This window comes from Actinokineospora pegani, assembly GCF_009745975.1.
GTDB classification, from domain to species: domain Bacteria; phylum Actinomycetota; class Actinomycetes; order Mycobacteriales; family Pseudonocardiaceae; genus Actinokineospora; species Actinokineospora pegani.
Genome location: NZ_WHOL01000113.1, coordinates 169,026 through 194,286 on the forward strand (window position 1 = coordinate 169,026; position 25,261 = coordinate 194,286).

At 70.2% G+C, this 25,261-nt stretch carries 23 protein-coding genes and 1 tRNA gene; 7 read left to right on the forward strand and 17 right to left on the reverse strand.

Translation table 11 applies throughout. The features are described from left to right. Window position 1: 1 nt before the first annotated feature. From urtE to GCL84_RS29465, 8 genes are all read right to left on the reverse strand, one after another. Window positions 2-694 (reverse strand): urea ABC transporter ATP-binding subunit UrtE, encoded by a 693-nt coding sequence (gene urtE / locus GCL84_RS23130; protein ID WP_156757625.1) that lies wholly within the window; start codon window positions 692-694, stop codon window positions 2-4. Then, the gene (urtD, locus tag GCL84_RS23135) at window positions 694-1,440 is read right to left on the reverse strand and encodes an urea ABC transporter ATP-binding protein UrtD (RefSeq protein WP_235926615.1); all 747 of its coding nucleotides are present in this window, start codon (window positions 1,438-1,440) and stop codon (window positions 694-696) included. The genes urtE and urtD overlap by 1 nt, the downstream gene beginning before the upstream one ends. Next, on the reverse strand, window positions 1,437-2,540 hold the full coding sequence (urtC, locus tag GCL84_RS23140) for an urea ABC transporter permease subunit UrtC (RefSeq protein WP_235926617.1): 1,104 nt from the start codon (window positions 2,538-2,540) through the stop codon (window positions 1,437-1,439). Before urtC ends, urtD begins: the two co-directional genes overlap by 4 nt. Beyond that, window positions 2,537-3,421 (reverse strand): urea ABC transporter permease subunit UrtB, encoded by an 885-nt coding sequence (urtB, locus tag GCL84_RS23145; protein ID WP_156757626.1) that lies wholly within the window; start codon window positions 3,419-3,421, stop codon window positions 2,537-2,539. The genes urtC and urtB overlap by 4 nt, the downstream gene beginning before the upstream one ends. A 70-nt stretch (window positions 3,422-3,491) precedes the next feature. Further along, window positions 3,492-4,742 carry an urea ABC transporter substrate-binding protein gene (urtA, locus tag GCL84_RS23150; protein WP_235926619.1) on the reverse strand — a complete coding sequence of 417 codons (1,251 nt, stop codon included), beginning with the start codon at window positions 4,740-4,742 and terminating at the stop codon, window positions 3,492-3,494. Window positions 4,743-5,314: 572 nt separating this feature from the next. Continuing rightward, the gene (locus tag GCL84_RS23155; protein ID WP_156757628.1) at window positions 5,315-7,297 is read right to left on the reverse strand and encodes an NADPH-dependent 2,4-dienoyl-CoA reductase; all 1,983 of its coding nucleotides are present in this window, start codon (window positions 7,295-7,297) and stop codon (window positions 5,315-5,317) included. Next, window positions 7,294-7,836 (reverse strand): PadR family transcriptional regulator, encoded by a 543-nt coding sequence (locus GCL84_RS23160; protein WP_156757629.1) that lies wholly within the window; start codon window positions 7,834-7,836, stop codon window positions 7,294-7,296. The genes GCL84_RS23155 and GCL84_RS23160 overlap by 4 nt, the downstream gene beginning before the upstream one ends. A 37-nt stretch (window positions 7,837-7,873) precedes the next feature. Continuing rightward, a complete protein-coding gene (locus tag GCL84_RS29465) occupies window positions 7,874-8,029 on the reverse strand; it encodes a hypothetical protein (RefSeq protein WP_197523457.1) in 156 nt (51 codons plus the stop codon). A 186-nt stretch (window positions 8,030-8,215) separates the two neighbouring features. On the opposite strand from GCL84_RS29465, the gene GCL84_RS29470 reads away from it, so the two are divergent. Further along, entirely contained in the window at window positions 8,216-9,043 is an 828-nt protein-coding gene (locus tag GCL84_RS29470) for a helix-turn-helix domain-containing protein (RefSeq protein WP_197523458.1), read from the forward strand. Beyond that, entirely contained in the window at window positions 9,024-9,221 is a 198-nt protein-coding gene (locus GCL84_RS23170) for a DUF397 domain-containing protein (RefSeq protein ID WP_156757631.1), read from the forward strand. The genes GCL84_RS29470 and GCL84_RS23170 overlap by 20 nt, the downstream gene beginning before the upstream one ends. On the opposite strand, the gene GCL84_RS23175 is transcribed toward GCL84_RS23170, so the two are convergent. The 3 genes from GCL84_RS23175 to GCL84_RS23185 are packed head-to-tail and all read right to left on the reverse strand — an operon-like array spanning window position 9,209 to window position 11,419. Beyond that, window positions 9,209-9,715, reverse strand: a complete 507-nt coding sequence (locus tag GCL84_RS23175; RefSeq protein WP_156757632.1) for a hypothetical protein — start codon at window positions 9,713-9,715, stop codon at window positions 9,209-9,211. The two genes, GCL84_RS23170 and GCL84_RS23175, sit on opposite strands and share 13 nt — an antisense overlap. Then, window positions 9,712-10,341, reverse strand: a complete 630-nt coding sequence (locus tag GCL84_RS23180) for a NucA/NucB deoxyribonuclease domain-containing protein (protein WP_156757633.1) — start codon at window positions 10,339-10,341, stop codon at window positions 9,712-9,714. The genes GCL84_RS23175 and GCL84_RS23180 overlap by 4 nt, the downstream gene beginning before the upstream one ends. A 52-nt stretch (window positions 10,342-10,393) precedes the next feature. After that, window positions 10,394-11,419 carry a DNA cytosine methyltransferase gene (locus GCL84_RS23185; RefSeq protein ID WP_156757634.1) on the reverse strand — a complete coding sequence of 342 codons (1,026 nt, stop codon included), beginning with the start codon at window positions 11,417-11,419 and terminating at the stop codon, window positions 10,394-10,396. A 183-nt stretch (window positions 11,420-11,602) separates the two neighbouring features. Between GCL84_RS23185 and GCL84_RS23190 the strand changes: the two genes are divergently transcribed. Both GCL84_RS23190 and GCL84_RS23195 read left to right on the forward strand, forming a co-directional pair. Further along, complete coding sequence (locus tag GCL84_RS23190) at window positions 11,603-15,571, forward strand: bifunctional nitrate reductase/sulfite reductase flavoprotein subunit alpha (protein WP_156757673.1); 3,969 nt, start codon at window positions 11,603-11,605, stop codon at window positions 15,569-15,571. Between the two features lie 108 nt (window positions 15,572-15,679). Further along, window positions 15,680-16,303, forward strand: coding sequence for an ATP-dependent Clp protease proteolytic subunit (locus GCL84_RS23195; RefSeq protein WP_156757635.1), 624 nt, complete (start codon window positions 15,680-15,682; stop codon window positions 16,301-16,303). 64 nt (window positions 16,304-16,367) lie between these two features. Here GCL84_RS23195 and GCL84_RS23200 read toward each other — a convergent pair whose 3' ends face one another. The 5 genes from GCL84_RS23200 to GCL84_RS23220 all read right to left on the reverse strand — a co-directional run bounded on the left by GCL84_RS23200 (window position 16,368) and on the right by GCL84_RS23220 (window position 20,218). Next, a complete protein-coding gene (locus GCL84_RS23200) occupies window positions 16,368-16,952 on the reverse strand; it encodes a ClpP family protease (RefSeq protein ID WP_156757636.1) in 585 nt (194 codons plus the stop codon). Between the two features lie 188 nt (window positions 16,953-17,140). After that, window positions 17,141-17,662 carry an MOSC domain-containing protein gene (locus tag GCL84_RS23205; protein WP_235926622.1) on the reverse strand — a complete coding sequence of 174 codons (522 nt, stop codon included), beginning with the start codon at window positions 17,660-17,662 and terminating at the stop codon, window positions 17,141-17,143. Window positions 17,663-17,993: 331 nt separating this feature from the next. Continuing rightward, window positions 17,994-18,341 (reverse strand): hypothetical protein, encoded by a 348-nt coding sequence (locus GCL84_RS23210; RefSeq protein WP_156757637.1) that lies wholly within the window; start codon window positions 18,339-18,341, stop codon window positions 17,994-17,996. A 586-nt stretch (window positions 18,342-18,927) separates the two neighbouring features. Next, on the reverse strand, window positions 18,928-19,980 hold the full coding sequence (locus GCL84_RS23215; RefSeq protein ID WP_156757638.1) for an EcsC family protein: 1,053 nt from the start codon (window positions 19,978-19,980) through the stop codon (window positions 18,928-18,930). 165 nt (window positions 19,981-20,145) lie between these two features. Next, a tRNA-Arg gene (locus GCL84_RS23220) sits at window positions 20,146-20,218 on the reverse strand. Between the two features lie 173 nt (window positions 20,219-20,391). Here GCL84_RS23220 and GCL84_RS23225 point away from each other — a divergent pair. From GCL84_RS23225 to GCL84_RS23235, 3 genes are all read left to right on the forward strand, one after another. Beyond that, the gene (locus GCL84_RS23225; RefSeq protein WP_235926623.1) at window positions 20,392-21,300 is read left to right on the forward strand and encodes an ABC transporter ATP-binding protein; all 909 of its coding nucleotides are present in this window, start codon (window positions 20,392-20,394) and stop codon (window positions 21,298-21,300) included. Then, window positions 21,297-22,508, forward strand: a complete 1,212-nt coding sequence (locus GCL84_RS23230; RefSeq protein WP_156757639.1) for an ABC transporter permease — start codon at window positions 21,297-21,299, stop codon at window positions 22,506-22,508. The genes GCL84_RS23225 and GCL84_RS23230 overlap by 4 nt, the downstream gene beginning before the upstream one ends. 241 nt (window positions 22,509-22,749) lie before the next feature. Beyond that, window positions 22,750-23,397 (forward strand): response regulator transcription factor, encoded by a 648-nt coding sequence (locus GCL84_RS23235; protein WP_156757640.1) that lies wholly within the window; start codon window positions 22,750-22,752, stop codon window positions 23,395-23,397. Between the two features lie 184 nt (window positions 23,398-23,581). Here GCL84_RS23235 and GCL84_RS23240 read toward each other — a convergent pair whose 3' ends face one another. Further along, a complete protein-coding gene (locus tag GCL84_RS23240) occupies window positions 23,582-24,934 on the reverse strand; it encodes an MFS transporter (RefSeq protein WP_156757641.1) in 1,353 nt (450 codons plus the stop codon). Window positions 24,935-25,261 lie beyond the last annotated feature (327 nt).

A 25,261-nucleotide genomic window follows, 5' to 3' on the forward strand; every position in this document is an offset into this window, starting at 1 on the left:
GTCAGATGGCCATCGCCGCTCGGACGCCGTCGAGCGCGCCCGGACCGCCCTCGCCGGAGGCGGTGACGCGGCCCGCCTCGAGCACGTAGTACTTGTCCGCGGCCGACAGCGCGAACCCGATGTGCTGCTCCACCAGCAGCACCGACAGGCCCGACCCGGAGGCCAGGGACCGGATCGTCGCCTCGATCTCGGCCACGACCGAGGGCTGGATGCCCTCGGTCGGCTCGTCGAGCACCAGCAGCCGGGGCTGGGTGATCAGTGCCCGCGCGATGGCCAACTGCTGGCGCTGCCCGCCGGAGAGCAACCCGGCCCGCCTGCCCAGCATCGGCACCAGCGCCGGGAACATCTCCAGCGCCTCGCGGATCAGCCGCTTGCCGTCGCGGCGGGTGTCGGCGACCAGCTTGAGGTTGTCCTCGGCGGTGAGCTGCCCGAAGGACTGCTGGCCCTGCGGCACGTAGGCGAGGCCGCGCTTGACCCGCTCGTTGGGCCGCATCCTGGTGACGTCCTCGCCGTCGAGCACGACCTTGCCCGACGTCGGGCGCAGCAGCCCGGCCGCCGCGCGCAGCAGCGTCGTCTTGCCCGCCCCGTTGTGCCCGGTGATCGCCACGACCGAGTCGGCGGGCACCTCCACCGTGGCGCCGTGCACCACGGTCGTGCGTCCGTACCCGACGTTGACGTCGATCATCTCCAGCATCACGCCACCCCCTCCGCCGCGCGTCCCAAGTAGACCTCCTGCACCCTCGGGTCCGCCTGCACCTGCGCGACGGTGCCCTCGCTGAGCACCTTGCCCGCGTGCAGGACGGTCACCGACGTGGCGAACGAGCGCATGAAGTCCATGTCGTGCTCGACCACCACGACCGTGCGCTCCGCGCCGATCCGCCGCAGCAGCAGCCCGGTCTCCTCGCGCTCGTGCGCGCTCATGCCCGCTACCGGCTCATCGAGCAGCAGCACCCGCGCGTTCTGCACGATGAGCATCCCGATCTCCAGCCACTGCTTCTGCCCGTGCGCGAGCACCCCGGCCTGCCGGTCGCGCAGGTCCTCGAGCCCGATCACCTCGAGCACCTGCTCCACCTCCTCGGGCACCGAGGTCCGGCGGCGCAGCATCGTCAGCGGCCCCCGCCCGGCGCCCGCGGCGATGTCGAGGTTCTGCAAGACCGACAGCTCCTCGAACACGCTCGCGGTCTGGAACGTGCGGCCGATGCCCAGCCGGGCGATCTTGTGCACCTTCTTGCCCAGCAGTTCGGTCGCGCCGAACGTCGCCGACCCGGTCGCCGGGACCAGCCCGGTGATCGCGTCGACCAGGGTCGTCTTGCCCGCGCCGTTGGGGCCGATGAGGAACCGCAGGTCGCCCTGCAGCACCGTCATCGACACCCCGTCGACGGCGACGAACCCGTCGAAGCTCACGCCGACGTCGGTCAGCTCCAGGTAGTCGCCGTTCACGCCTTGGCCTCCTTGCGCTTGCGGAATGCCCCCACCGAGGCGAAGCCCTTGGGCAGGAACGCCACCACGAGCACGAACATCGCCCCCTGGAAGTAGGTCCAGAACGACGGGAACGCCTCCGACAGCGACGTCTGCGCCCACGCCACCGCGATGGCCCCGACGACCGGGCCGAACAGCGTCGACCGCCCGCCGATGGCCACCCCGATCAGGAACGCGATCGAGGGCACCACGCCCACGCTGGCGGGCGAGATGATCCCGACGATCGGCACGAACAGCGCCCCGGCGATCCCGGCCATGGCGGCGGCGACCACGTAGGCGACGATCTTGACGTTGGCCGGGTCGTAGCCCAGGAAGCGCACCCGCTCCTCCTGGTCGCGCACGGCCACCAGCAGCTCCCCGTAGCGGGACCGGTAGAGCTGCCAGACCACCAGCACCATCACCAGCAGCACCGACGCGGCGATGTAGAACAGCATCCGCTTGTTGACCGGGTCGTAGAGGTTGAACCCGAAGAACGACCGGAACCCGTTGAGCCCGTTGGTGCCGCCGATGGAGGCCTGCTGCCCGATGAGCAGGATCGCGAACGCCGCCGCCAGCGCCTGGGACAGGATCGCGAAGTACGCCCCGCGCACCCGCCGCCGGAACACCGCCGCGCCCAGGCCGAAGGCGACCAGCGCCGGGACGGCCACGATCGCGATGACCGTGAAGACCGGCGAGCGGAACGGCTCCCACCAACCGGGGACCTGGCCCGAGCCGTAGAGCTTCATGAAGTCGGGCACCCCGTCCGCGCCCGCGTCGGCGAGCTTGAGGTGCATGGCCATCGCGTACGCGCCGAGCCCGAAGAACACGCCCTGGCCCAGCGTCAGCATCCCGCCCCGGCCCCAGGCCAGGCCGATGCCCACCGCGACGATGGCGTAGCAGACGAACCGGCCCAGCAGCGACAGCCGGAAGTCCGACAGCACCGCGGGGGCCAGCACCAGCAGCGCCACCGCCAGCGCGATGAACCCGAACGCGGTGGCCCACTCCTTGTTGAGCTTCCTCTTGGGCGGGGTCCGCGCCACCGCTGTGCCTGTCTCGTCGGCCTTGTCCAGCTCCATCGTCATGCCAGGCTCCTCGTCCTGATGCTGAAGATGCCCTGCGGCCGGATCTGCAGGAACACGACGATCACCACGAACACCGCCACCTTGGCCAGGCTGGCCGTGGTCGAGTACTCGAAGGTGGCCTGCAGCAGGCCCAGCCCGAACGCGGCGATCACGGTGCCCTTGATCTGCCCGATGCCGCCGGCGACGACGACCAGGAACGCGTCGACGATGTAGTTGGTGCCCAGCGTCGGCCCGGTCGAGCCGAGCAGGGTCAGGGCGACACCCGCCACGCCCGCGAGCCCGGAGCCGATGAAGAACGTCAGCTTGTCCGTGGCCCGGGTGGAGATGCCGACCGTCTCGGCCAGGTCCCGGTTCTGCACGACCCCGCGCACCCGGCGGCCCAGCGCGGTCCGCGCCAGCACCAGCGAGAGCCCGCCCACGGCGACCACCGCCAGCACCAGGATGAACAACCGCGACGCGGGCACCTGCGCCACACCCAGGTCGACGCTGCCCGACAACCACGACGGCGCCTTCACGTCAACGTTCGGCGCGCCGAAGATGTCGCGCGCCACCTGTTGCAGGATCAACGCCACACCCCAGGTGACCAGCAGCGTGTCCAGCGGCCGGTGGTACATCCGCCGGATGAGCGTCATCTCCAGGACGAGCCCCAGCACGCCACCCACCAGGAACCCCAGCGGGATCGATAGCAGCAGCGACACCCCGGCGTCGGAGACCGCGCCCTGTACCACGTAGGCGGTGTACGCGCCCGCCATCATGAACTCGCCGTGCGCCATGTTGATGACGCCCATCTGACCGAACGTCAGCGCCAGGCCGAGCGCCGCCAGCAGCAGCACCGACCCGAGCGACAAACCCGCGAACAACTGCCCGAACAAGGCTTCCACGCGCGTTGCACCCTTCCGTGGGCGAGGGGCGGGCCGCTCCCAGGGTGGGGCGGCCCGCCGCCGGGGACGGTCAGCCGGCCAGGCCGGAGGCCCAGGGGTAGCCCTTGAGGAACGGGTCGGGCTCGATCGGCTGGCCCGAGCTCCACTCGGTGTGGATCAGGCCGTCCGCGCCGACCTTGCCGATGAGGGCGGTCTTGGCGATGTGGTGGTTGTCGCCGTTGACCGTGACGGTGCCCTCGGGGGCGTCGTAGCTGGTGCCGCCCGCCGCCTTCTTGATGTCGTCGGGGGTGAAGGACTTGGCCTTCTCCACCATCGACTTCCACAGGTAGAGGCTGGTGTAGGCGGCCTCCATCGGGTCGGAGGTGACCCGGTCGGCGCCGTACTTGGCCTTGAACGCCTCGACGAACTTCTTGTTGGTGGGCGAGTCGACCGTCTGGTAGTAGTTCCACGCCGTCAACTGCCCGGCGAGGTTGTCGACGCCCACGCCGCTGACCTCCTCCTCGGCGATCGAGACGGAGACGACGGGCATGGCCTCGGCGGTCAGCCCGGCGTTCTTGTACTCCTTGAAGAACGCCACGTTGGAGTCGCCGTTGAGGGTGTTGAACACCGCCGCCGCGCCCGCGCCCTTGACCTTGTTGACGATCGTGGCGAAGTCGGTGTGCCCCAGCGGCGCGTACTCCTCGCCCTTGACCTCGATCCCGTTGGCCGCGGCGTAGGCGTTGATGATCTTGTTGGCCGTGCGCGGGAAGACGTAGTCCGACCCAACCAGGAACAGGGACGTGACGCCCTTCTCCTTGAGGTAGTCCAAGGCCGGGACGATCTGCTGGTTGGTGGTCGCCCCGGTGTAGAAGATGTTCGGCGAGGACTCCAGCCCCTCGTACTGCACCGGGTAGAACAGCAACCCGTTCGCCCCCTCGAACACCGGCAACATCGCCTTGCGCGACGACGAGGTCCACCCGCCGAACACTGCGGCCACGCAGTCCGCGCTGATCAGCTTGTTGGCCTTCTCGGCGAACACCGTCGGCTCCGAGGCCCCGTCCTCGGTCACGATCGACAGCTTCTTGCCGTCCACGCCCCCAGCCGCGTTGATCTCCTCCGCGGCCAGGTTCAACGAGTCGTTCACCGTCTTCTCGCTGATCGCCATCGTCCCCGACAACGAGTTCAAGAACCCGATCTTCACGGAGTCGCCCGACGTGTCCACACAGGACGCACCACCGCCCCCGGACGCGGTGTCCCCGGTGCGGCTCCCGCAGGCGGCGGTCAGCACGGCCACGGACAACAGGGCGGTGACGCCGAGCAGGCGTCGTTGGGTTCTGCGCACGGGTAACCCTTTCGGGGAGTTCCAGGTGGGGTATCGCCGCCCATCGCCACAGCGATGACCGGGCAGGGGTGGCACCCGGGAGAAGCGGTCCATCCTGCCGCCAGAACCGGCCGCACCTCCTGCGACCTGCTGTGTCCAGTCCTGTCGACCGGCGTGTGTCCAGCGGCGTTGGCGCAAAAGCTAGGGCCGCCATGTTTCTGGGACAGCGCCGTTGTGATCACCTGGATGTGTCCCCCGGTTAAGCGGGAGGGTGGTTTGGCGTAACACGAGGGGGGTCAGGTGCTTGTCAAGGGCCGTGGTGCCCGGACGTGGGCGCGGAGGTCCCAGCGGGGCTGTGTTGTTTGTCGCCGTCGACCCTGCCCCTGTGATCGTCGAAGACGACGGCCATCGACGCGGACTAAGTGGTGTTCACCGCCCCCGACATCGAGTCGGCGTGGCGCGAGGGGCAGCCCGCGATCCCGCACCCCGCACCCGTCGAGCGGCGAACCGGCTTTGTCATCGACCCGGCGTGGCTCGCGGACCCGCTGCCGACTTGCCGCGTCTCGTCGTATTCCCTGGCAGGCCAGGCCCCGCTAGATCCGAGCCGCCAACCGGGTGCCCTGGTCGATGGCTCGTTTCGCGTCCAACTCGGCTGCCACGTCCGCACCGCCGATCACGTGTGGTGTCCGCCCCGCGCCCTCCAACTCCTCCACCAGCTCCCGGCTCGACTCCTGCCCCGCGCACACCACCACGGTGTCCACTGCCAGCACCCGAGCCTCCCCGCCCACCTCGATGTGCAGCCCCTCGTCGTCGATCCGCACATAGGCAGCCCCGCTGATCCGGTGCACCCCCTTCGCCTTCAACGCCGCCCGGTGCACCCACCCCGTCGTCTTGCCCAGCGTCTTGCCGATCGGCCCTTCCTTGCGCTGCACCAGGTACACCTCACGCGGCGAAGCCACCGGAGCGGGCGCGCCCAGCGACCCGTCGGCACCCACGCCCCACTCCGCAGCCCACGACCCCGGCGCGTGCGTCAGGAACTCGGCCACGTCCACCCCGATCCCACCCGCCCCGATGATCGCCACCCGCGCCCCCACCGGCGCCCCATGCCGCACCACGTCGACGTACGACAGCACCGACGAGTGCTCGATCCCCGGGATGGACGGCACCCGGGGGCGAACCCCGGTCGCCAACACCACGTCGTCGTAGTCCGCCAGGTCCTCGACCCCGGCCCGCCGCCCCAGGTGGACCTTCACGCCCGTCAGCTCCAACTGCCGCGTGTAGTAGCGGATCGTCTCCGCGAACTCCTCCTTGCCCGGGATGCGCCGCGCGATGTCGAACTGGCCCCCGATCTCCCCGGAGGCCTCGAACAGGTCGACGGCGTGCCCCCGCGACCCCAAGGTCACCGCCGCCGACAGGCCCGCGGGACCCGCGCCGACCACCGCCACGCGCTTGGCCCTGCGCGCGGGCAACAGCACCAGCTCCGTCTCCCGCGCCGCACGCGGGTTGACCATGCAGGAGGCCTTCTTGTTCACGAAGATGTGGTCCAGGCAGGCCTGGTTGCAGGCGATGCAGGTGTTGATCTCGTCCGCGCGGTCCTCGGCGGCCTTGCGGACCCAATCCGGGTCGGCCAGGAACGGGCGGGCCATCGACACCAGGTCGGCGTCCCCCCGCGCCAGGACCTCCTCGGCGACCTGGGGCATGTTGATCCGGTTCGAGGTCACCACCGGGATGGACACGTGCGGCCGGAAGGCGGCGGTGATCGAGGTGAACGCCGCGCGCGGGACGGAGGTGACAATGGTCGGCACCCGGGCCTCGTGCCAGCCGATGCCGGTGTTGATGATCGTGGCCCCGGCCGCCTCGACCTCCTGGCCCAGGGTGACGATCTCGTCCCAGGTCTGGCCTCCGGGCACCAGCTCGGCCATCGACAGGCGGTAGACGATGATGAAGTCCGGGCCGACCGCCGCCCGGGTGCGCCGGACGACCTCCACGGCGATCCGCCTGCGGTTCTCCGGCGACCCGCCCCACTCGTCGGTGCGCTTGTTGGTGCGCGGGGCGAGGAACTGGTTGATCAGGTAGCCCTCGGACCCCATGACCTCAACGCCGTCGTACCCGGCCTCCCGCGCCAGCTCCGCCGACCGCGCGAAGTCGTCGATCAGCGAGCGGACGCCGCGAGAGGACAAGGCGCGCGGGCGGAACGGGTTGATCGGGGCCTTGATCGACGACGCCGACACGCTGAACGGGTGGTAGGCGTAGCGGCCCGCGTGCAGGAGCTGCATGGCGATCTTGCCGCCGCCCTCGTGCACCGCGGCGGTCACCTCGCGGTGCCGGGCGGCCTCGGCGCGCGTGGTCATCTTCGAGGCGAAGGGCTTGAGCCACCCGGTCCGGTTCGGCGCGTAGCCGCCGGTCACGATCAGGCCGACACCGCCGCGCGAGCGTTCGGCGAAGTACTCGGCGAGCTTGCCGGTGTCGCGGGGCGAGTCCTCGAGCCCGGTGTGCATCGACCCCATCACCACGCGGTTGCGCAGGGTGGTGAAGCCCAGGTCGAGCGGGGACAGCAGGGTGGGGTAGCCGGTCATCGTCCGCCTCCGGTGAGTGCCTGCAGGACCTCGTCGCACCACTCGACGAAGGCGTGTTCGGCGCGCACGCCGCCACGCAGGACCAGGTACTGGTGCAGGGCCGAGCCCGCGAGCGCACCCGGGTCGGGGAAGTCGCGGTCGGCGATCGCGAGGTAGAGCGCCCACCGCTCGGCGTGGCTGTCGCGGTGGCGCGCGACCTCCTTCACCAAGGCGTCCAGATCGCCGTGCGCAGCACCGCGGATCTTCACCGCGAGGTCGGTGCGCAGCTCGACGGGGTCGCTGGGCTCGGCCAGCCAACGGGCCAGCTCCGCGCGGCCCCCCTCGGCCACCGCGTAGACCTTCTTGTCCGGCTTCCCGTCCTGCGGGACCGGCTCGACCGACACCCAGCCCGCGTCCGCCATCCGCTTGAGGGTCCGGTAGATCTGCTGGTGGGTGGCCCGCCAGAAGAACCCGATGGACCGCTCGAACCGCCGGGCCAGCTCATACCCCGAGCCGTCCCGCTCGCTCAGCGAGACCAGGATCGCGTGCTCCAACGCCATGCCGAGCACGCTACATATGCAACTAGGTGCAGTGCAACTAGCTGCACTTGCCAATCAGGCTCGCGCAGAGGTCGCCGAACTCGTCCAGCGGGCCGAAGTCGTGCGCATCCGCCTCCAGGGAGGCCACCGCCGCGTCGGCGGCATCGGCGAGCACCCTGAGAGCGGCCGCGAGATCACCGATCAGCCCCGTCACGAGGGTGAGTTTCTGCTGGTGGTCGTATGCGCCTGGTGGCATGGCGGTGCCCCTTCTGTCGGAGAGCTTGGCGAGTACAGCTTAAGGCTGTACTCGAAGCGATGCATGACCCAATCGAGTGAAGTTACATATGTAAGAACTTGGCCAGTGCGGACGCGTCGGCTCGGTACGGCAGACTTCGCGTTCATGAGCGCTGTTCCTCGCGACCCGCAGTTGTGCCGTGTGATCGTCGGCGACACCCTGCAACGGCTCCGGAACGCCCACGGCTTCACGCAGAAGCAGGTCGCCGAGGCGACGGGCATCACCCTCACGCGGATCATGAACCACGAGAACGCCAGGGCCACGCTGACCGAGAAGGAAGCTGACCTGCTCCTGGGCCTCTACAAGGCACCCGCCGAGGTGGCCGACCGGGCTAGGGAGCGGCTGGTGGTCGCCCGAGGCCGCGCGAAGCCTTCGGACAAGGAAGACCAGCTCTACACCGCGCACGAGGAGAACGCCGAGAGCATCGCCTACGTGTACGGGTCCGTGCCCGGCCCTCTTCAGACCGAGGCGTACGCGGCTCATCAGTACCGGCGGTCGCCGATGGTCGCGCCTTACCAATCGGGAGCGTTCGCCCGGAGCCGGATTGAGCGCGGTGCGTTCCTCCGAGCGCGGACCAACTGCGCCATCACGGCGGTCATGGGTGAAGAAGCGATCCGGAAGCACCGGGGAACCCCGGCGGACATGGTCGAACAGATCGACCGGCTGATGGAGTTCGCCGCCCTGGACCACATCCACGTGTTGATCGTCCCGGACTCCACTGGCGAGGTGCCGGGGCACGTCACGCCGTACGCCCTCATGCGCATCGCCGACGACTACCAGGCCGCCTTTGCGGACGTTCTGACCGGTATATTCCGAGTTGGTGACCCCAGCGCTTACGCCGCCGCGACGCAGACCGCGCTTGAGTTGGCGCTGTCGGACGAAGATTCACTCGCAGTGTTGGAGAGGTACCGAGGTGCGTTCCGCAAGCTCTAGCGCAGACTTCGCCCCCGCAGGACCTTTTCGGAAGTCGAGCCGCTCCGGGGGCGGTCCCAACTGCGTCGAGCTAGCCCCGGCTGCCGCCGGGTGGGTTGTCCGGGACTCCAAGCAGCCCAACGGCCCTGCCCTGCACCTGAGCCACGCCGCCGTGGCCGCTCTGGTCTACCGCTCGTAGCCGAACCAGACCTTTCGGCTTCGTGGTCCCGTGTCCCCGTCGCGGGGCCACAGCCGGAGGCGGTACGAGTCCAACCCCTCCGCCCCGTCGGCGACCTCCGCGTACCCGCGTCCCGACACGCGGGCGCGGTAGGTGCCCGGCGGGACGTCGCAGGGAATCGGGTCGCGTCCACCGGAGCCCTCGAACCACACCCTGCCATCGGGAACATCGAGGTCAACGTCGACGACCTGGTCCCAGGCGTCATCGTCGGCAGGCGGCTCGAGCGGCCAGACCTCGACCCTCATGGGTGCGTGGAAGTTCCACTGGGCCGGGCTCACAAGATCGACCAGGCCATCCGACACGCCGACGAAGCGTCCCGACTGCCTTGCGTCGTCGAGCGCGCGGAGGACAGCGTCGCTGTTCGGGTCGTCGGCCCAGGGAGCCGCGCCGTAGATGTAGATTTGACCGTGGTTGACCTCGACGTCCAGGTCGACGGCATGACTCGGCTGGCTCATCCGCAGGTCTGGTCCTCCGCGATGTCGACCCCTTGGAACGGGCCGGAAGCGATCTGGTCCGGATGGATGATGACGACCAAGTAGTCGTCCCCGTCCTTGATCCCAGCCGCACGATACCGCGTGGACAGGGTGCCGCCCTGGCACTGGTTCTCCCGCGCCGGAACCTCGTGCTCCTGCGCGCCTGCTCCACCCTGGCGAGTGCCCGCGAACGGGTATTCGTCGCACTGTCCGCCATGCGGCCTGGCAAAGCTCGGGAGGCAGACCTGCTTGCGGTTCGCCGCCTCCGCACTGGAGTCCTTCGTCAACACGCCCGGCTTGCCCGCGGCCCATGCTGTGGAGATGTTGCGAGTGATGAAGGGCATCCGGGCCGCATCGAAGATCACGAACTTCACATCGTCGCACTCCTCGTGGGCTAGTCCCTGCTGCGCGGTGCATTTGTGAACGTCTGACGATGCCGACTTCGCGACCATGAACTGGGTCTCTCCGTCGCCTACCAGTTCGGTCCCGCCGGTCAGGCCATCGACAAGACCCAGGGTGTGATCTCTGAGTTCGGGAACAGCGACAACGGCCGTTACGGCAATGAACACGACGGGCAGCAGCAGCCCGCCCTTGGTCCTAGTGGCCACCCGAGGATAGTGGCTGCTACTACTCTTTGTGACTATTGCCCAACTGGGTGAGCTAAGCGCCCAGGTGGTCGGCCACCCGGTCGGCCACCGCGCGCGCCAGCAGCGGCGGCACCGCGTTCCCGATCTGCTTGGCCACCTCGATCTTGGTCCCGCACCACCGGAAGCTGTCCGGGAACGACTGCAACCGCGCCGCCTCCAAGTGCGTGATCGGCCGATGATGCTCCGGGTGCAGGTAGCGCCCCTTCTCCGGCTTGTAGAACTCGGTCCGGATGGTCAGCGACGGCTCCGCCCACCGCATCCGCCCCATCACGTCGGTCGTCCCCGTCTTCTTCTCCCGCCAGCACCTCGGCAGCAGCTCGTCCGGCAGGTCGAACCGCCCACCCCCAGGCGGGATCGCGCGGTACCGGCGCAACGACAGCGGCGTCGGGTTGCGGCCCAGGTGCAGCTCGGCCCCGCTGAAGCTGCCCGCCACGCTGCGCCCGAACACCTCGACCCGGCGTTCCGGCAGGGCAGTCCCAGCGGGCACCGGAGGCAGTCCACTCAGGACCGAGTCGACCCCCAGCCACGTCCCCTTGCGGTGGGTCGGCTCCGGCAGCGGGACCCGCCCCACCCGCGAGCCGATGACGAACGCCCGCTTGCGCCGCTGCGGCACCCCGAAGTCCGCCGCCAGCAGCAGCCCCGAGGTCAGCTCGTAGCCCAGCTTCCCCGCCTCGACCACCAGCAGCCCGAACTCGGCCGAGCCCAGGAAGCGGTCCACGTTCTCGATCACGAACACCCGGGGCCGCGCCGCCGCCACGATCCGGAAGTACTCGCGCCACAGCGCGTTGCGCGGGTCGTCCACATCCCGCGATCCCAGGTTGGAGAACCCCTGGCACGGCGGCCCGCCCACGACCAAGTCCGCCGAGGGCACCTCGCCGACCTCGGCGATGTCGCCCCAGTGCACGTGCTCGGTCCCGAAGTTCGCCGCGTGCGTCGCCGCCGCCGCGAGGTCGTGCTCGACGGCCAGCACCGGTGTGAACGCGGTGCGGAAACCCTCGGTCAGGCCGCCGCAGCCCGCGAACAGGTCGATGAAGTGCACCGGAACACACTAGCCGGCCGGGGGTGTGAGCAGCGCCGCAGTCGCGCACAGACCTCCCCCCGCACAGGAGAGAGCCATGTAACCCGCGCACCCGGCGCGGACATCCAGGCGTAACGAGCCGTCCTTAGCTTGATCCGGGACAGGGTGAGCGGAGGGAGACGGGCTGCCGTGGCGGCTGAGTCGGTGCGCACGGTCTGTTCCTATTGCGGTGTCGGGTGCGGGATCGTGCTCGATGTCGGGATCGGACCCGGTGGGAAGCGGACGGTCCTCAAGGCCTCCGGCGACAAGCGGCACCCGACCAACGCCGGTCGACTGTGCACCAAGGGCGCGACGAGCGCCGAACTGCTCGCGGTCGGGGACCGGCTCGACACCGCGCTGGTCCGCGCCGACCGGGGCGCGGAGCCGGAGCGGACACCGGTGGACGCGGCGATCACCGAGACCGCGCGCAGGCTGCGGGCCATCTGGGACGAGCACGGCCCGGACTCGGTGGCGCTCTACGTCTCCGGGCAGATGACGCTCGAGGCCCAGTACCTGGCGACCAAGCTGGCCAAGGGCCACCTGCGCACGACGCGGATCGAGTCGAACTCCCGGCTGTGCATGGCCAGCGCGGGCACCGGCTACAAGCTGTCCCTGGGCGCCGACGGGCCGCCGGGGTCGTACGAGGACTTCGACCGGGCCGACGTGTTCCTGGTCACCGGCGCGAACATGGCCGACTGCCACCCGATCCTGTTCCTGCGGATGATGGACCGGGTCAAGGCGGGGGCCAAGCTCATCGTCGTCGACCCCCGGCGCAGCGCGACCGCCGCCAAGGCCGACCTGTTCCTCCAGATCAAGCCGGGCACCGACTTGGCGCTGCTCAACGGCCTGCTGCACCTGATCGTCGAGTCCGGACACGTCGACGAGGACTTCATCGACCGACACACCGAGGGCTGGGCGGCCATGCCCGGGTTCCTGGCCGAGTACACCCCCGAGCACGTCGCCGAGGTGACCGGCCTGGCCGAGGCCGACATCCGCGCCGCCGCCGAGCTGATCGGCGCGGCGGGGGAGTGGATGAGCTGCTGGACGATGGGGCTCAACCAGAGCACGCACGGCACCTGGAACACCAACGCCCTGGTCAACCTGCACCTGGCCACCGGGGCCATCTGCCGCCCGGGCAGCGGCCCGTTCTCGCTGACCGGCCAGCCCAACGCCATGGGCGGGCGCGAGATGGGCTACATGGGACCCGGCCTGCCCGGCCAGCGCAGCACCATGGTCGAGGCCGACCGGGCGTTCGTCGAGGACGTCTGGGGCCTGCCCGCAGGCACGCTGCGGGCCGAGCCGGGCACCGGGACCATCGACCTGTTCGAGCGGATGGCCGCGGGCGAGGTCAAGGCCTGCTGGATCATCTGCACGAACCCGGTCAGCTCGGTGGCCAACCGCAAGACCGTGCTCGCGGGCCTGGAACGCGCCGAGTTCGTGGTCACCCAGGACGTCTTCGCCGCCACCGAGACCAACGCCTACGCCGACGTGGTGCTGCCCGCCGCGATGTGGGTCGAGGGCGAGGGCGTGATGATCAACTCCGAGCGCACCCTCACCCACGTGCCCGCCGTCGTCGACCCACCGGGGGAGGCGCTGCCGGACTGGCTGCTGATCGCGCGGGTCGCCCAGGAGATGGGCTTCGCCGAGGACTTCACCTACGCCAGCGCCGAGGAGGTCTACGCCGAGATCCAGCGGTTCGCCAACCCGGTCACCGGCTACGACCTGCGCGGCGCGGACTACGAGCGGCTGCGCGCCGACCCCGTCCAGTGGCCCAGCGCCGAGGGCGGCCCGGCCCGCAACCCCATCCGCTACCGCACCGACGACGGCCTGGTCTTCCCCACGCCCAGCGGCAAGGCGCGGTTCTTCGCGCGCCCGCACATGCCGGCCAAGGAGATGCCCGACGACGACTACCCGTTCGTGCTCAACACCGGCCGCGTGCAGCACCAGTGGCACACGCTGACCAAGACCGGCAAGGTCGACAAGCTGACCAAGCTCAACCCGGGGCCCTTCCTCGAACTCCACCCGGAGGACGCGGCGGCGCTCGAGGTGGTCGAGGGCGACTCGGTCGAGGTGGCCTCACGCCGGGGCCGTGCCGTGCTGCCCACCGTCGTGACCGACCGGGTGCGGCCGGGTGCGCTGTTCGCCCCGTTCCACTGGAACGACCTGTTCGGCGAGTACCTGAGCGTCAACGCCGTCACCAACGACGCCGTCGACCCGCTGTCGCTGCAACCCGAGCTGAAGGTGTGCGCGGTGGCGCTGACCAAGGTGAGCACAGCCGCCAAGGCCCCGGTCGAGCTGCCCGCCGAGCCCGCGCCCGCCGCGGCGCTGGCCGCCGCGCTCGGCCTCCCGCCCACCCCGCCCGCCCTCGACGACCAGGCCAGGAGCTACCTGTCGGGGTTCCTGTCCGGGGTGTCGACCGAGGGCGCGGCGGCCGGGGTGCCGGTGCTGCCGCCGGGCTCGCCGCTCTCGGCCGGGCAGCGCGACTGGGTCAACGGGATGCTCGCCGGGCTGTTCTCCCGGGCCGCCGAGCCCGACGGCCGCGAGATCGTCGTGCTCTGGGCGTCGCAGACCGGCAACGCCGAGGAGGTCGCCACGACCGTGGCCGCCGAGCTGGCCGGGGCGGGCCACCGCGCGCGCGTGCTCTGCATGGCCGACGCCTCGCCGCGGACCCTGCCCAAGGAGGCCGACCTGCTGCTGATCAGCAGCACCTTCGGCGACGGCGACGCCCCGGACAACGGCACCGGGTTCTGGTCCGACCTGGCCTCGGCCGAGTCGTCGGCGTTCGCCGGGGTCCGCTACTCGGTGCTGGCGCTCGGCGACTCGAACTACGACAACTTCTGCGGGCACGGCCGCCGCCTCGACGAGCGGCTCGGCGAGCTCGGCGGGTCCCGGCTGGTGACCCGCGCCGACTGCGAGCCCGACTACACCGACTCCGCCCGGCGCTGGCTCGACCAGGTGCTCACCGCCCTGGCCGGGGCCCGCTCGCCCGCCGTGGTGACCGCGCCCGCCCCCGCGCCGACCGGGCGGGCCAAGGTCGGGGTGCGCACGGCGACCCTGGTCGACAACCGGCTGCTGAGCCTGCCCGGGGCGGCCAAGGAGGTCCGCCAGTTCACCTTCGAGGCCCCCGGCCTGGCCTACGAGGCGGGCGACGCGCTGGGGGTGTGGCCGGACAACGCCCCCTCGGTCGTGGCCGAGTGGCTGGCCGTCGTGGGGCACGACCCGGGGGAGCCGGTGGAGCTGCCCGGCATCGGCGTCGTCGGCCTCGGCGAGGCGCTGAGCAGGCACCTGGAGGTCTGCCGCGTCACCCCCACCCTGCTGCGCTTCCTCGCCGACCGCACCGGCGACCGGGACCTGGGCATCCTGCTGCGCCAGGACGACCGGGACGCGGTGGCGAAGTGGGCGTGGGGCTCCTCGGCGGTCGACGTCGCCGCCCGCTACCCGCTGCGCGCGTCCGCCCAGGACTGGGTCGGGGCGTTCAAGAAGTTGCGGCCCCGGCAGTACTCGATCTCGTCGTCACCGCTGGCCGACCCCGACCTCGTGCGGCTCACCGTGTCGGTCGTGCGCTTCCGGACCGGCTCGGGCACGGCCCGGGCGGGCGTGTGCTCGGCCCACCTCGCCGACGCCCCGCTGGGCACCGAGGTCCCGGTGTTCCTGCAGCGCGCGCCGCACTTCCGCCCGCCCGCGCCGCACGTCCCCGCGATCATGGTCGGGCCGGGCACCGGCATCGCCCCGTTCAAGGGCTTCCTCGACCACCGCCGCGCCCGCGGCGACCAGGGGCCCAACTGGCTGTTCTTCGGCGAGCAGCGCCAGGCCACCGACTTCTACTACCGCCCGGAGCTGACCAGCTACCTCGACCAGGGCCTGCTGACCCGGCTCGACACCGCGTTCTCCCGCGACCAGCGGGCCAAGGTCTACGTCCAGGACCGCATCCGCGAGCACGGCGCGCACCTGTGGAACTGGCTGGAGGAGGGCGCCCACCTCTACATCTGCGGGGACGCCGCGCGCATGGCCAAGGACGTCGACCGCACCCTGCACGAGGTGATCGCCCACCACGGCCACCTCAGCTCGGGCGAGGCCGAGGCGTACGTGAAGTCGCTGACCGCGGCGTCGCGGTACGCCCGCGACATCTACTGACCGGGTTCATGCCCTGAGCGAACGGGGGCCCAGCGGCGGGCGCGCACCCCGGCCCGCTCGCTAGAGTCGACCCAGGCACTACCCGTCAGAGCGGAGAGAAGGCGCAACGTGACGAAGCACTACCCGGAGGCGCGGTACATCCTCCCGTCGGCGACGGAGCGCACCAGCTACGGCACGGTCGAGACCAACCCGTACAACAAGCTCTACGACGAGCGGCAGATCATGCTCGGGGTGCAGATCGACGACGCCTCCGCCAACGACGTCATGGCGCAGATCCTGCACCTGGAGAGCGTTGACCCCGACCGCGACATCACGATCTACATCAACTCCCCCGGCGGCGCGTTCTCGTCGATGATGGCCATCTACGACACGATGCAGTACGTGCGCCCCGACATCCAGACCGTCTGCCTCGGCCAGGCCGTCGAGGCCGCCGCGCTGCTGCTCGCCGCGGGCACCAAGGGCAAGCGGATGGCGCTGCCGCACTCCCGCCTGATGATCCACCAGCCCGAGGTCGGCGGCATCCGCGGCCAGGTCTCCGACCTGGAGATCCAGGCCCGCGAGATCCAGCGGATGCGCGACCTCACCGAGGACACCCTCGCCCAGCACACCGGCCACACCCGCGAGCAGATCCACACCGACATCGAGCGCCGCAAGATCCTCACCGCCGAGCAGGCCAAGGAGTACGGCCTGATCGACACGGTCCTGCCGTACCGCAAGCTCTCGGCGCAGTAGGCCCCAGCCGGACAGAGGACCCGCCCCCGATCGCCCGGGGCGGGTCCTCTGTGGTTTCCGCCGCTCAGCCGCCCGCACCCCGGGCGATGTGGTCGGCGAACCCGTAGGCCAGCGCCTCCTCGGTGGTGAACCACCGGTCCCGGTCGGAGTCGGTCGTGATCCGCTCCACGGTCTGCCCGGTCTGCCGCGCCGTGATCTCCGCGACCTGCCGCTTGGCGTGGTTGAACGCCTGCGCCTGGATCTGGATGTCACTCGCCGTCCCCCCGACCCCCGCGGACGGCTGGTGCATCAGCACCCGCGTGTGCGGCAGCAGGAACCGCTTCCCCGGCGCCCCCGAGGACAACAGGAACTGCCCCATCGACGCGCACAACCCCATCCCCCAGGTCTGCACGTCCGGCTCGATCAGTTGCATCGTGTCGTAGATGGCCATTCCCGCGGTCACCGACCCGCCGGGGGAGTTGATGTAGAACTTGATGTCCTCGACCGGGTCGGTGGCCGCCAACAGCAAGAGCTGCGCCGTCAACCGGTTCGCCACCTCGTCGGTGACCTCCGTGCCCAGGAACACGATCCGCGAACTCAACAACTGCCGGAACACCGAGTCGTCGAGCGCGTGCGAGGACTCCGAGTTCATCACTGCGGTGCTGGTCATGGTGGGGACGCCTCTCTCCACTGGATTCCGGGCCTGTCCCAGCGACGCTACCGGCGGGAGGACTCCCCATCGCCGATGTTCGCTCGCAGCTCACAAGACGGAGAGTCATTGTGGCGCAAGGGGTTTCACTAAGAGCGCAAAGATGTTCTTTCCACAGTGGACTTCTCGGGCCTCGCTGCCCCTGCCGGTCACACAGCCTTGAGCGGCACGTGCGGGCCATCCGGCAACTCCACCCGGATCACGTCCCCGACCCGCGTCTCGCCCCCCACCAGGACCACGGCCATGATCCCCGCCCGCCGCACGACGTTGCCCGCCTCGTCCCGCCCCACCACGTGCTGGAGCAACCCCTCCTGGAACGCCTCGATCTGCGGGCACGGATTCCGCAGCCCGGTCACCTCGACGACGGCCTCGGCCCCGAGGCGCAGCCGAGTCCCGGTGGGCAGCCCGAGCAGGTCGACCCCCCGGGTGGTGACGTTCTCGCCCAACTGCCCCGCGGCCACCGAGAACCCGAGCCCGTTCAGCTCGTCGTGCAACTCGGCGTGCATCAGGTGGACCTGGCGGAGGTTGGGCTGAGTGGGGTCGCGCCGCACGCGGGAGCGGTGCTTCACCAGCTCGCCCGCGTGCACGTCCCCCTCGACCCCGAGACCGGCGAGCAGCGTGATGCTGTCCCGGTTCGGCTTGGTGAACGTGTACCGCTCACTCTGGCTCACAGCCTGAATCGTCCCCATGACCTGGAGACACTAGTTCCCAGTCGCCGTCCCACACCAGCCTGACGACGACGAGCGGGGCAGGGTTGAGTACTTCCAACCCTGCCCCGCTCGCAATCCATGACGGAATCCGCTGCTGCGCCTGGGCGCAAGATTCACCGCACCGACTCTGCCAGTAAGTGTTCCTTACTATGCGCCCACGCGTCAGTGCAACTAAAGATCCCGTCGGATTTTTCATCACGTCTTGTTGCAATGACGAGAAGTCATTCCAACACGCTTCGATCGTTGTGCCGGTGACCCGCCGAAGCGACGATCACCGACGGGGAGAGCTTGCTCAGTTCTCCTGCGAGGTGCCACCGTCGACCAGGCCGGCCGCGGCGCAGACGGAGGGGGTGTTGCCCTCGGCCTCGGACTCGCCCGGGGACAGGATCGGGACGCTGAGGCCGTTGGCGACGTCCTCGACCGGAACCTGAACGCCCAGCACGTTGATGTTGTTGTCGCACACGCCGACGTTGGCGTTCACGTTGTGCAGGATGTCGGTGTTGTTGAGGTTCACCAGACCAACCTGGCCAAAGTCGTCGTCGTGCTCCTGGACATCGGCCGCCTGCGCGGTAGCGAAACCACTCAGCATGACCATACCCGCGGCAACACCCGCAGTGACAACGCCGATCTTCTTCAACATTTCAAGTTCCTTAATTTGACAATCGCTAACTTCGCTGCGGTCGATGCCTTGCATGACCGATCGAAACCGTAACGCAGCCCCGATTGTGAATCTACCGCTGACACACTTAAGAACACCGCTGTAATCCATTGATGTACTTTTTGACCCATAACAGCGTCAAACTATTACCCTTGGTGATCGATTGCGCGCTGGCGCGCAACTGTCGTGTCGGACCGGTGTTCTCGTTGATCACTCCGAGTCACACCGAGGAGGCGTCGCGGTCCAGGCGCGGGTGGGACCGGGGCCACGGGCTTGTGAGGTGCCAGGCTGGCCTGCGGTTCGAGCCGCTGGACGCGGTGGCGCCGCGTACTCCGGCTCAACGAGCGCGAGGAGCCCACCGCTCACGCGGCCGACGCGTGGATTCGCCGCGTGCGGCTGGCGACCGTGGTGAACGGGGGCCTCCTGGAGGGGAGTACGCCCTGACCGGGCACGGCGTCGAGTTCGTGCGGTTGAGACACCACTGCACGTCCCGGCCGCAGCCGGTGGAGATCGTTGACCTGCGGTCCGCGAGGTTGGGCTCCCAGCAGCGAACCGGCCAGATCGGCCGTCAGTCGGGCCGTCGGGTGTGCCGCTTGTCAGCGATCTCTTCTTCGACAATCTCCGCGATGCGGATCGTGTCGCCGACCAGGTCGAGGTCATCGCCCTTCGCGGTCACGGTGACATCGACCGTCTTGAGGCCGTACTTCTCGCGCAGGAACCGCTCGCGGTAGAGATGCTCGGCGTCACTGGTCAGGTTGGACAGCAGCCGCGCATTGAGTCCGGCGCCGATCACGACGCCGACGACCGGCACGGCCTGTCCGAGCTTCTGCTTCGTCAACTGGGTCGCGAACCGCTCGTAGAACGCTTTGACGATCCGCGTGACGCCGTTCTTGTTCAGTTGCGCCCACGTCGCCCTGCGGGCGAGGTCGTTCACGATCTTGTTCAACTGCACGTAGGCGATGCTCTTGCCGGTCTGCTGGGCCATCCCGAAGTTGAGGACCCCGAGCGCGAACACCCTCTCCTGCGGCAACTCGGTGTCGTAGCCGTAGTACGCGGCGGTGTGGGCGATGGCCCTCGTCATCGCACCCAGCACCAGCGCGGCGTCGGCAGCCATCGCCGCGGCGACCGTGCCCGCCCCGGGCGCCGCACCGGCGCCCGCGCCGAAGACGCCCCCGGCTGCCGCGAGCAACTCGCCACCGGCAACCGCCAGGCCTGCGCCCGCGCCCTCGATCGTGCTGAAGGTCGTGTAGCCCAGCCCCAGACGAGGCTTGGCCTTGTCGATGTCGCGCAGATCGAGCGTGTGAACGTCGTTCAGCTCGCTGACAGCGTGCCCGCGCTTGGCATAGGCCGCGACGACCGCCTTGCGTCGGAGCGTCGCTTCGCTGGCTTTGTTCACCAAGCTCAGCAACCCATCGATCGATCGGTGAACGATCGCGGTCACCTGCTCCGAGCCAGGCACTTGCTCGAGCCGTCCTCTGGCGATCTCACCGCCCCTGGCCAGGCGATCACGAACGCGCCGCGGCAGCAGGTGACGCTCGTTGGCCGCCAACCGCTCGCCGCGCCAGCGCTCGATGTCCTTCCACGCCGCACACTCGTACGGGCTCATCTGCTCGATGCCCACGGCCACCCCTCGACGAAGACCGCTCCGCCTGCTGCTGGCGAACCCATGGAGCACGGAAAGCGAGACCGGCGCTGCCGACAGTCAGCGCGCGCACTCCTCTGCCGCCGAGCGGGCGGCCGGAACTGCGGAACAGAGTCGGCCTGCGGAAATGCTTGAACAGTTGAGTGCCCCCGGCAGGATTCGAACCTGCGACACACGGTTTAGGAAACCGATGCTCTATCCCCTGAGCTACGAGGGCCGCTGCCGCGACACCCTACCTGGTCGCCCTCCAGGGGGTGCGCGAGGACCTGCCCGCGGGGTGGGGGATGGGGGCGTCCACTAAGGGGTGTCCCCGATGTCCGGCGGGCCGCGCTCGGGCAGGGTGTCGTACGACCTGTCCACCAGGGGTTTTGTCGAAAGGGGTGTGGGTGCGTGGGGCGTCAGTTGGAGATCGACTCCGTCAGCAAGCGGTACGGGGAGGTGGTGGCCCTGGACCGGATGTCGTTCTCGGTGGCGGCCGGGGAGGTGTTCGGGTTCGTGGGGTCCAACGGGGCTGGGAAGACCACCACGATGCGGATCGCGTTGGGGGTGTTGGCGGCTGATTCCGGGGAGGTGCGGTACTCGGGGGCGGTCGTCGACCAGGAGACGCGGCGGGTCATCGGGTACATGCCGGAGGAGCGGGGGCTCTACCCGAAGATGAAGGTGGGGGAGCAGTTGACCTACCTGGCGCGGTTGCACGGGCTGTCGTCCGGGCAGGCGCGCAAGGCTGTGGGGGAGTGGACCGAGCGGCTGGGGGTGGCGCAGCGGGTGGGGGATGAGGTGCAGAAGCTGTCGCTGGGCAACCAGCAGCGGGTGCAGTTGGCCGCGGCGCTCGTGCACGACCCGCAGATCCTGGTGCTCGACGAGCCCTTCTCGGGGTTGGACCCGGTGGCGGTCGACGTGATGAGCAAGGTGCTGCTCGACAAGGCCGCCGATGGGGTGCCGGTCGTGTTCTCCAGTCACCAGTTGGACCTGGTGGAGCGGTTGTGCCACCGGGTGGGGATCGTGCGCGGCGGGCGGATGGTCGCCTGCGACACCGTCGACGCGCTGCGCGACGGCGGGGGTGTGCGGCTGGTGGTCGAGGCGCCGGGGGCCGGGGTCGGGTGGGCCGAGGGGATCGCGGGGGTGACGGTGCGGGAGCACGTGGGGGCGCGGACCGTCCTCGAGTTGGCCGAGGGGGCTGATGACCAGGCGGTCCTGCGGGCGGCGTTGGCCACCGGGCCGGTGTCGGAGTTCCGGCGGGGCAGGCAGTCGTTGACCGAGCTGTTCCGCAGCGTGGTGTCCGAGGAGGAGCAGGCATGAGCGGGTCGGACGTGCGGATGAGCGCCTGGGGCGCGGTGGGGCTGGTCGCCGGTCGGGAGGTCAACACGCGGATCAGGTCGAAGGCCTTCCTGGCCACGACCGGGGTGACGCTGCTGGTGCTTGTGGCGTTCACGCTGGTCATGAAGTTCCTGAGCGGGACAGGCGGCGCCGATGCGACGGTTGGGTTCGCCGGGCAGGCCTCGGCGCTGGAGGCGTCGTTGAAGGCCACCGCGACCAGCGTCGGGCAGGAGGTCGAGACCAGGGCCGTCGGCGACGAGGCGCAGGGGCGCCAGCAGGTCTCCGACGGCGACCTCGACGCGCTGCTGGTCGGTGACGGGACGAGCGTCCAGGTCGTGGTCAAGGAGGACCTCGACGCCCAGCTCCGGACCACGCTGACGGTGCTGGCGGGCAACATCGAGCTCAACCGGCAGATCGTGGACCTCGGTGGCGACCCGGGACAGGTGAACCAGCGGATCGGCCAGGCCGCCATCGACGTGCGGCCGATCGAGGCGCCCCGGGACTTCAACGGCGAGCAGATGGTGCTGGGGATGGTCGCGGGCATCCTGATCTACATGTCGCTGCTGATCAACGGGCAGTCGGTGGCCCAAGGCGTGGTCGAGGAGAAGTCCAGCCGGGTGGTGGAGCTGCTGCTGGCCACGATCCAGCCGTGGCAGCTCATGGCGGGCAAGGTCCTGGGCATCGGCGCGGTCGGCCTGCTGCAGATGGGGGTGATCGGCGGCGTCGGCATGGGGCTCGCCCTGGCCGTGGGGGCGCTGACGATCGAGGTGTCCGCCGCGGTGGGGACCGTGATCTGGCTGGTGGTGTGGTTCCTGCTCGGCTTCGTGGCGTACTCGCTGGTCTTCGCCGCGCTGGCCGCGCTGGTGTCCCGGCAGGAGGACGTCGGCGGGGTGATCATGCCGCCGCTGACGCTGGTCATCCTGGGCTACGTGCTGGGCATCTCGATCCTGCCCGGCGACCCGGGCAACCAGCTCGTCGAGGTGCTCTCGATGGTCCCGCTGTTCGCGCCGATGCTGATGCCGATGCGGCTGGCGATGGGCGGGGTGCCCGCGTGGCAGGCCGGGCTCGCCGTCGTGCTGGTGGTCGCGCTCATCCCGGTGCTGGTGTGGCTGTCGGGCCGGGTGTACCGCAACGCGGTGATGCGCAGCGGGGCGAAGGTGAAGCTCACCGACGCGCTGCGGTCCGCCTGAGCTGGACGTGCGTGAAAAGCTCTCATGTTTCAACTGTGGACGGTGCGGGAAACCCACAGGTGAGAGCCCTGGGATTCGGGGACCCGGTGACGAAGAACGGCCGGGTACCCGACTTCCGGACAGGTAGCATCCCAACAACCCCGGCGCCTCACCCGCGCCCTCCGACCGGACCCCGGGGGCGGCTGAGGCAGCGGGGCGACAAGGCCCGTCGGCGGGCCGTGCACGCCAGTCGGGAGGCGCTGTGATCAAGGTGATGATCGCGGACGACGAGGACCTCGTCCGCTCCGGCCTGCGGACCATCCTGTGCAGCGCGGGCGACATCGAGGTGGTCGCCGAGTGCGACGACGGCTCCCACGTCGCCGACCTGGCCCGCAGCCACCGCCCGCACGTCGTCCTGCTCGACATCCGCATGGGCGCCTCGGACGGCATCGCCGCCCTGCGCAGGCTCAAGGCCCTCCCCGACCCGCCCGCCGTGTCGATGCTGACCACCTTCGACGTCGACGAGTACGTGCAGGTCGCCCTCCGCACGGGCGCCTCGGGCTTCCTGCTCAAGGACACCGAGCCGGTCCAACTGATCAAGGCCGTCCGCGACCTGGCCCGGGGCGGCGCCGTCCTCGACCCCAAGGTCGCCGCCCGCGTGGTCTCCGCCGTGGCCGACGGCGAACGCGCGGCCGAGCCCGCCCGACTGCTGCTGTCGTCGCTGTCGGACCGCGAGCTGGAGGTGGTCGGGCTGATCGGGCAGGGCATGTCGAACGCCGAGATCGGGGCGTCGCTGCACCTGTCGGAGGCGACGGTGAAGGGGTACGTGTCGGCGGTGCTGGGCAAGATCGGGGCGGCGAACCGGGTGCAGGCGGCGCTGGTGGCGTACCGGGGCGGGCTGATCGCCTAGAGGTCGCGCGGGCAGGTCAGGGTCAACGCCTTGCCTCCAGCGCTGACCGGTGCAGCCGCGTGAAGACACGGCACGCCGCTGGTGTGGGGGGAGGCCTTCGCTCGGCCGTTGAGGACGTGACCAGCGAGCCCCGCCGGGGTGCGCCGCCTTGGCGATCGGGCGGCGCACCCCGCGGGGGCGAGGGTCACCCGGCCTGTTCCCGCAGGTCCGCTGCGCGAGCTGGCGCGGGTATGCGCCAAGCCACGACCACACCGGTCACGAGCCCTCCGGCGGCCAGCAGGGTGGCGACCAGGAACGGGTCGAGGGAGTGCAGGGTTGGGGCGAACCCGATCCCGACACAGACCGCGACCCCGGTCGCACCGCCGAGTTGGTCAGCCGCGCGCTGGATGCCCGACGCGATCCCGGCGTCGTCCTCGGTGACTCCGCTGACCGCGGCGTACTGCAGCCCCACGAGGCCGAGCCCCATCCCGGCCGCGAGCAGGAGCATGGCCGGGACCATCGCCACCCCGCCTGCCCGCGAGGCCGAGACGAGCGCGATCGCGGCCATCGCGGCCGCGGTGAACCCGATGCCGGCGAGCACGCACGCGCGCGCCCCCCAGCGGCCCAGCAGACGGGGCACGAGCATCGAGAACACGATCAGCGAGACCGCCAGGGGCAGCATCGTCAGGCCCGCGCCCAGCGGTCCGATGCCCAAGCGGTCCTGCAGGTAGAAGGTGAACAGCAGGAACGAGGTCGACAACCCCCCGCTCAGCAGCATCGTGGTCAGGTTGGCCGCCACACGCGTGCGGTTGGCGAACAAGCGCAGCGGCAGCAACGGGTTGCGCGAGCGCGCCTCGACGCGCACGAACCCGGCTCCGGCGGCCACCGCCCCGGCCAGCGCCCCCGGGACCACCCACGCGGGCGTTCCGGGTTCACCCGCCCCGACCACGCCGAAGGTCAACAGCAGCGGGCAGGCGGTCAGCAGCAGCGCGCCGAGGAGGTCCAGCGGTGGGGCGTCCTCGGCCACGGGCCGGTCACCCCCGACCAGGAAGACGGCCGCCAGCAGCACGACCAGGATGAACGGGACCGAGACCAGGAAGATCCACCGCCACCCCAGGTGGGCGGTGATGATCCCGGACAGGACGAACCCGAGCACGAGACCGCAGCTCGCCACCGCCGCCCACACGCTCAGGGCCCGCGTCCGACGCGGGCCCTCGGGGAACATCAGGACGATGGTGGCCATCGCAGCGGGCAGCGCGATGGCCTCACCGGCGCCCTGCAGCAGGCGCGCGACCACCAGCAGGGCGAACGTGGGGGCCAGGCCCGCCAGCAGGGACGCGGCGCCGAACAGGCCGGTGCCGAGCAGCAGCACGCGCCGCCGCCCGAGCAGGTCGCCCAGCCTGCCGCCGAGCATCAGCAGCCCGCCACCGGTGACTGTGTACCCGACCACGACCCAGGTCAGAGTGTGCCCGTCGACGTCGAAGTCGGCGCCGATCGAGGGCAGGGCGATGTTGACCACGGTCACGTCGACCGCGATGAAGAACTGCAACATGGACATCGCGCACAAGACCAGCCATGCGCGTGCAGGGGACGGGCTTTGCCCGCGTGGAGACAGAGGGGTGCCTGGGAACATCAGGTGCTCCATTGCTCAGAGGAAGCTCCAAGCAGCACGAACGTGCCGCTCCGGTCTGATCACGAAGCGGTTGGACGTCCAGGAAGGGTGTGCGTCGAACGTCCCGCCGCTAGCGGGGCGTCCTGGTCACCGCGGCGCAAGCGGCCGCGCACGAAGCAGCAGACATGCCGTGAACGCTATCAGGGGCACCCGGTCAGGCACCTGCTTTGCCGTCCCATGCCCCCACTCGCGGGCTCACCTCGCGCGACCTCT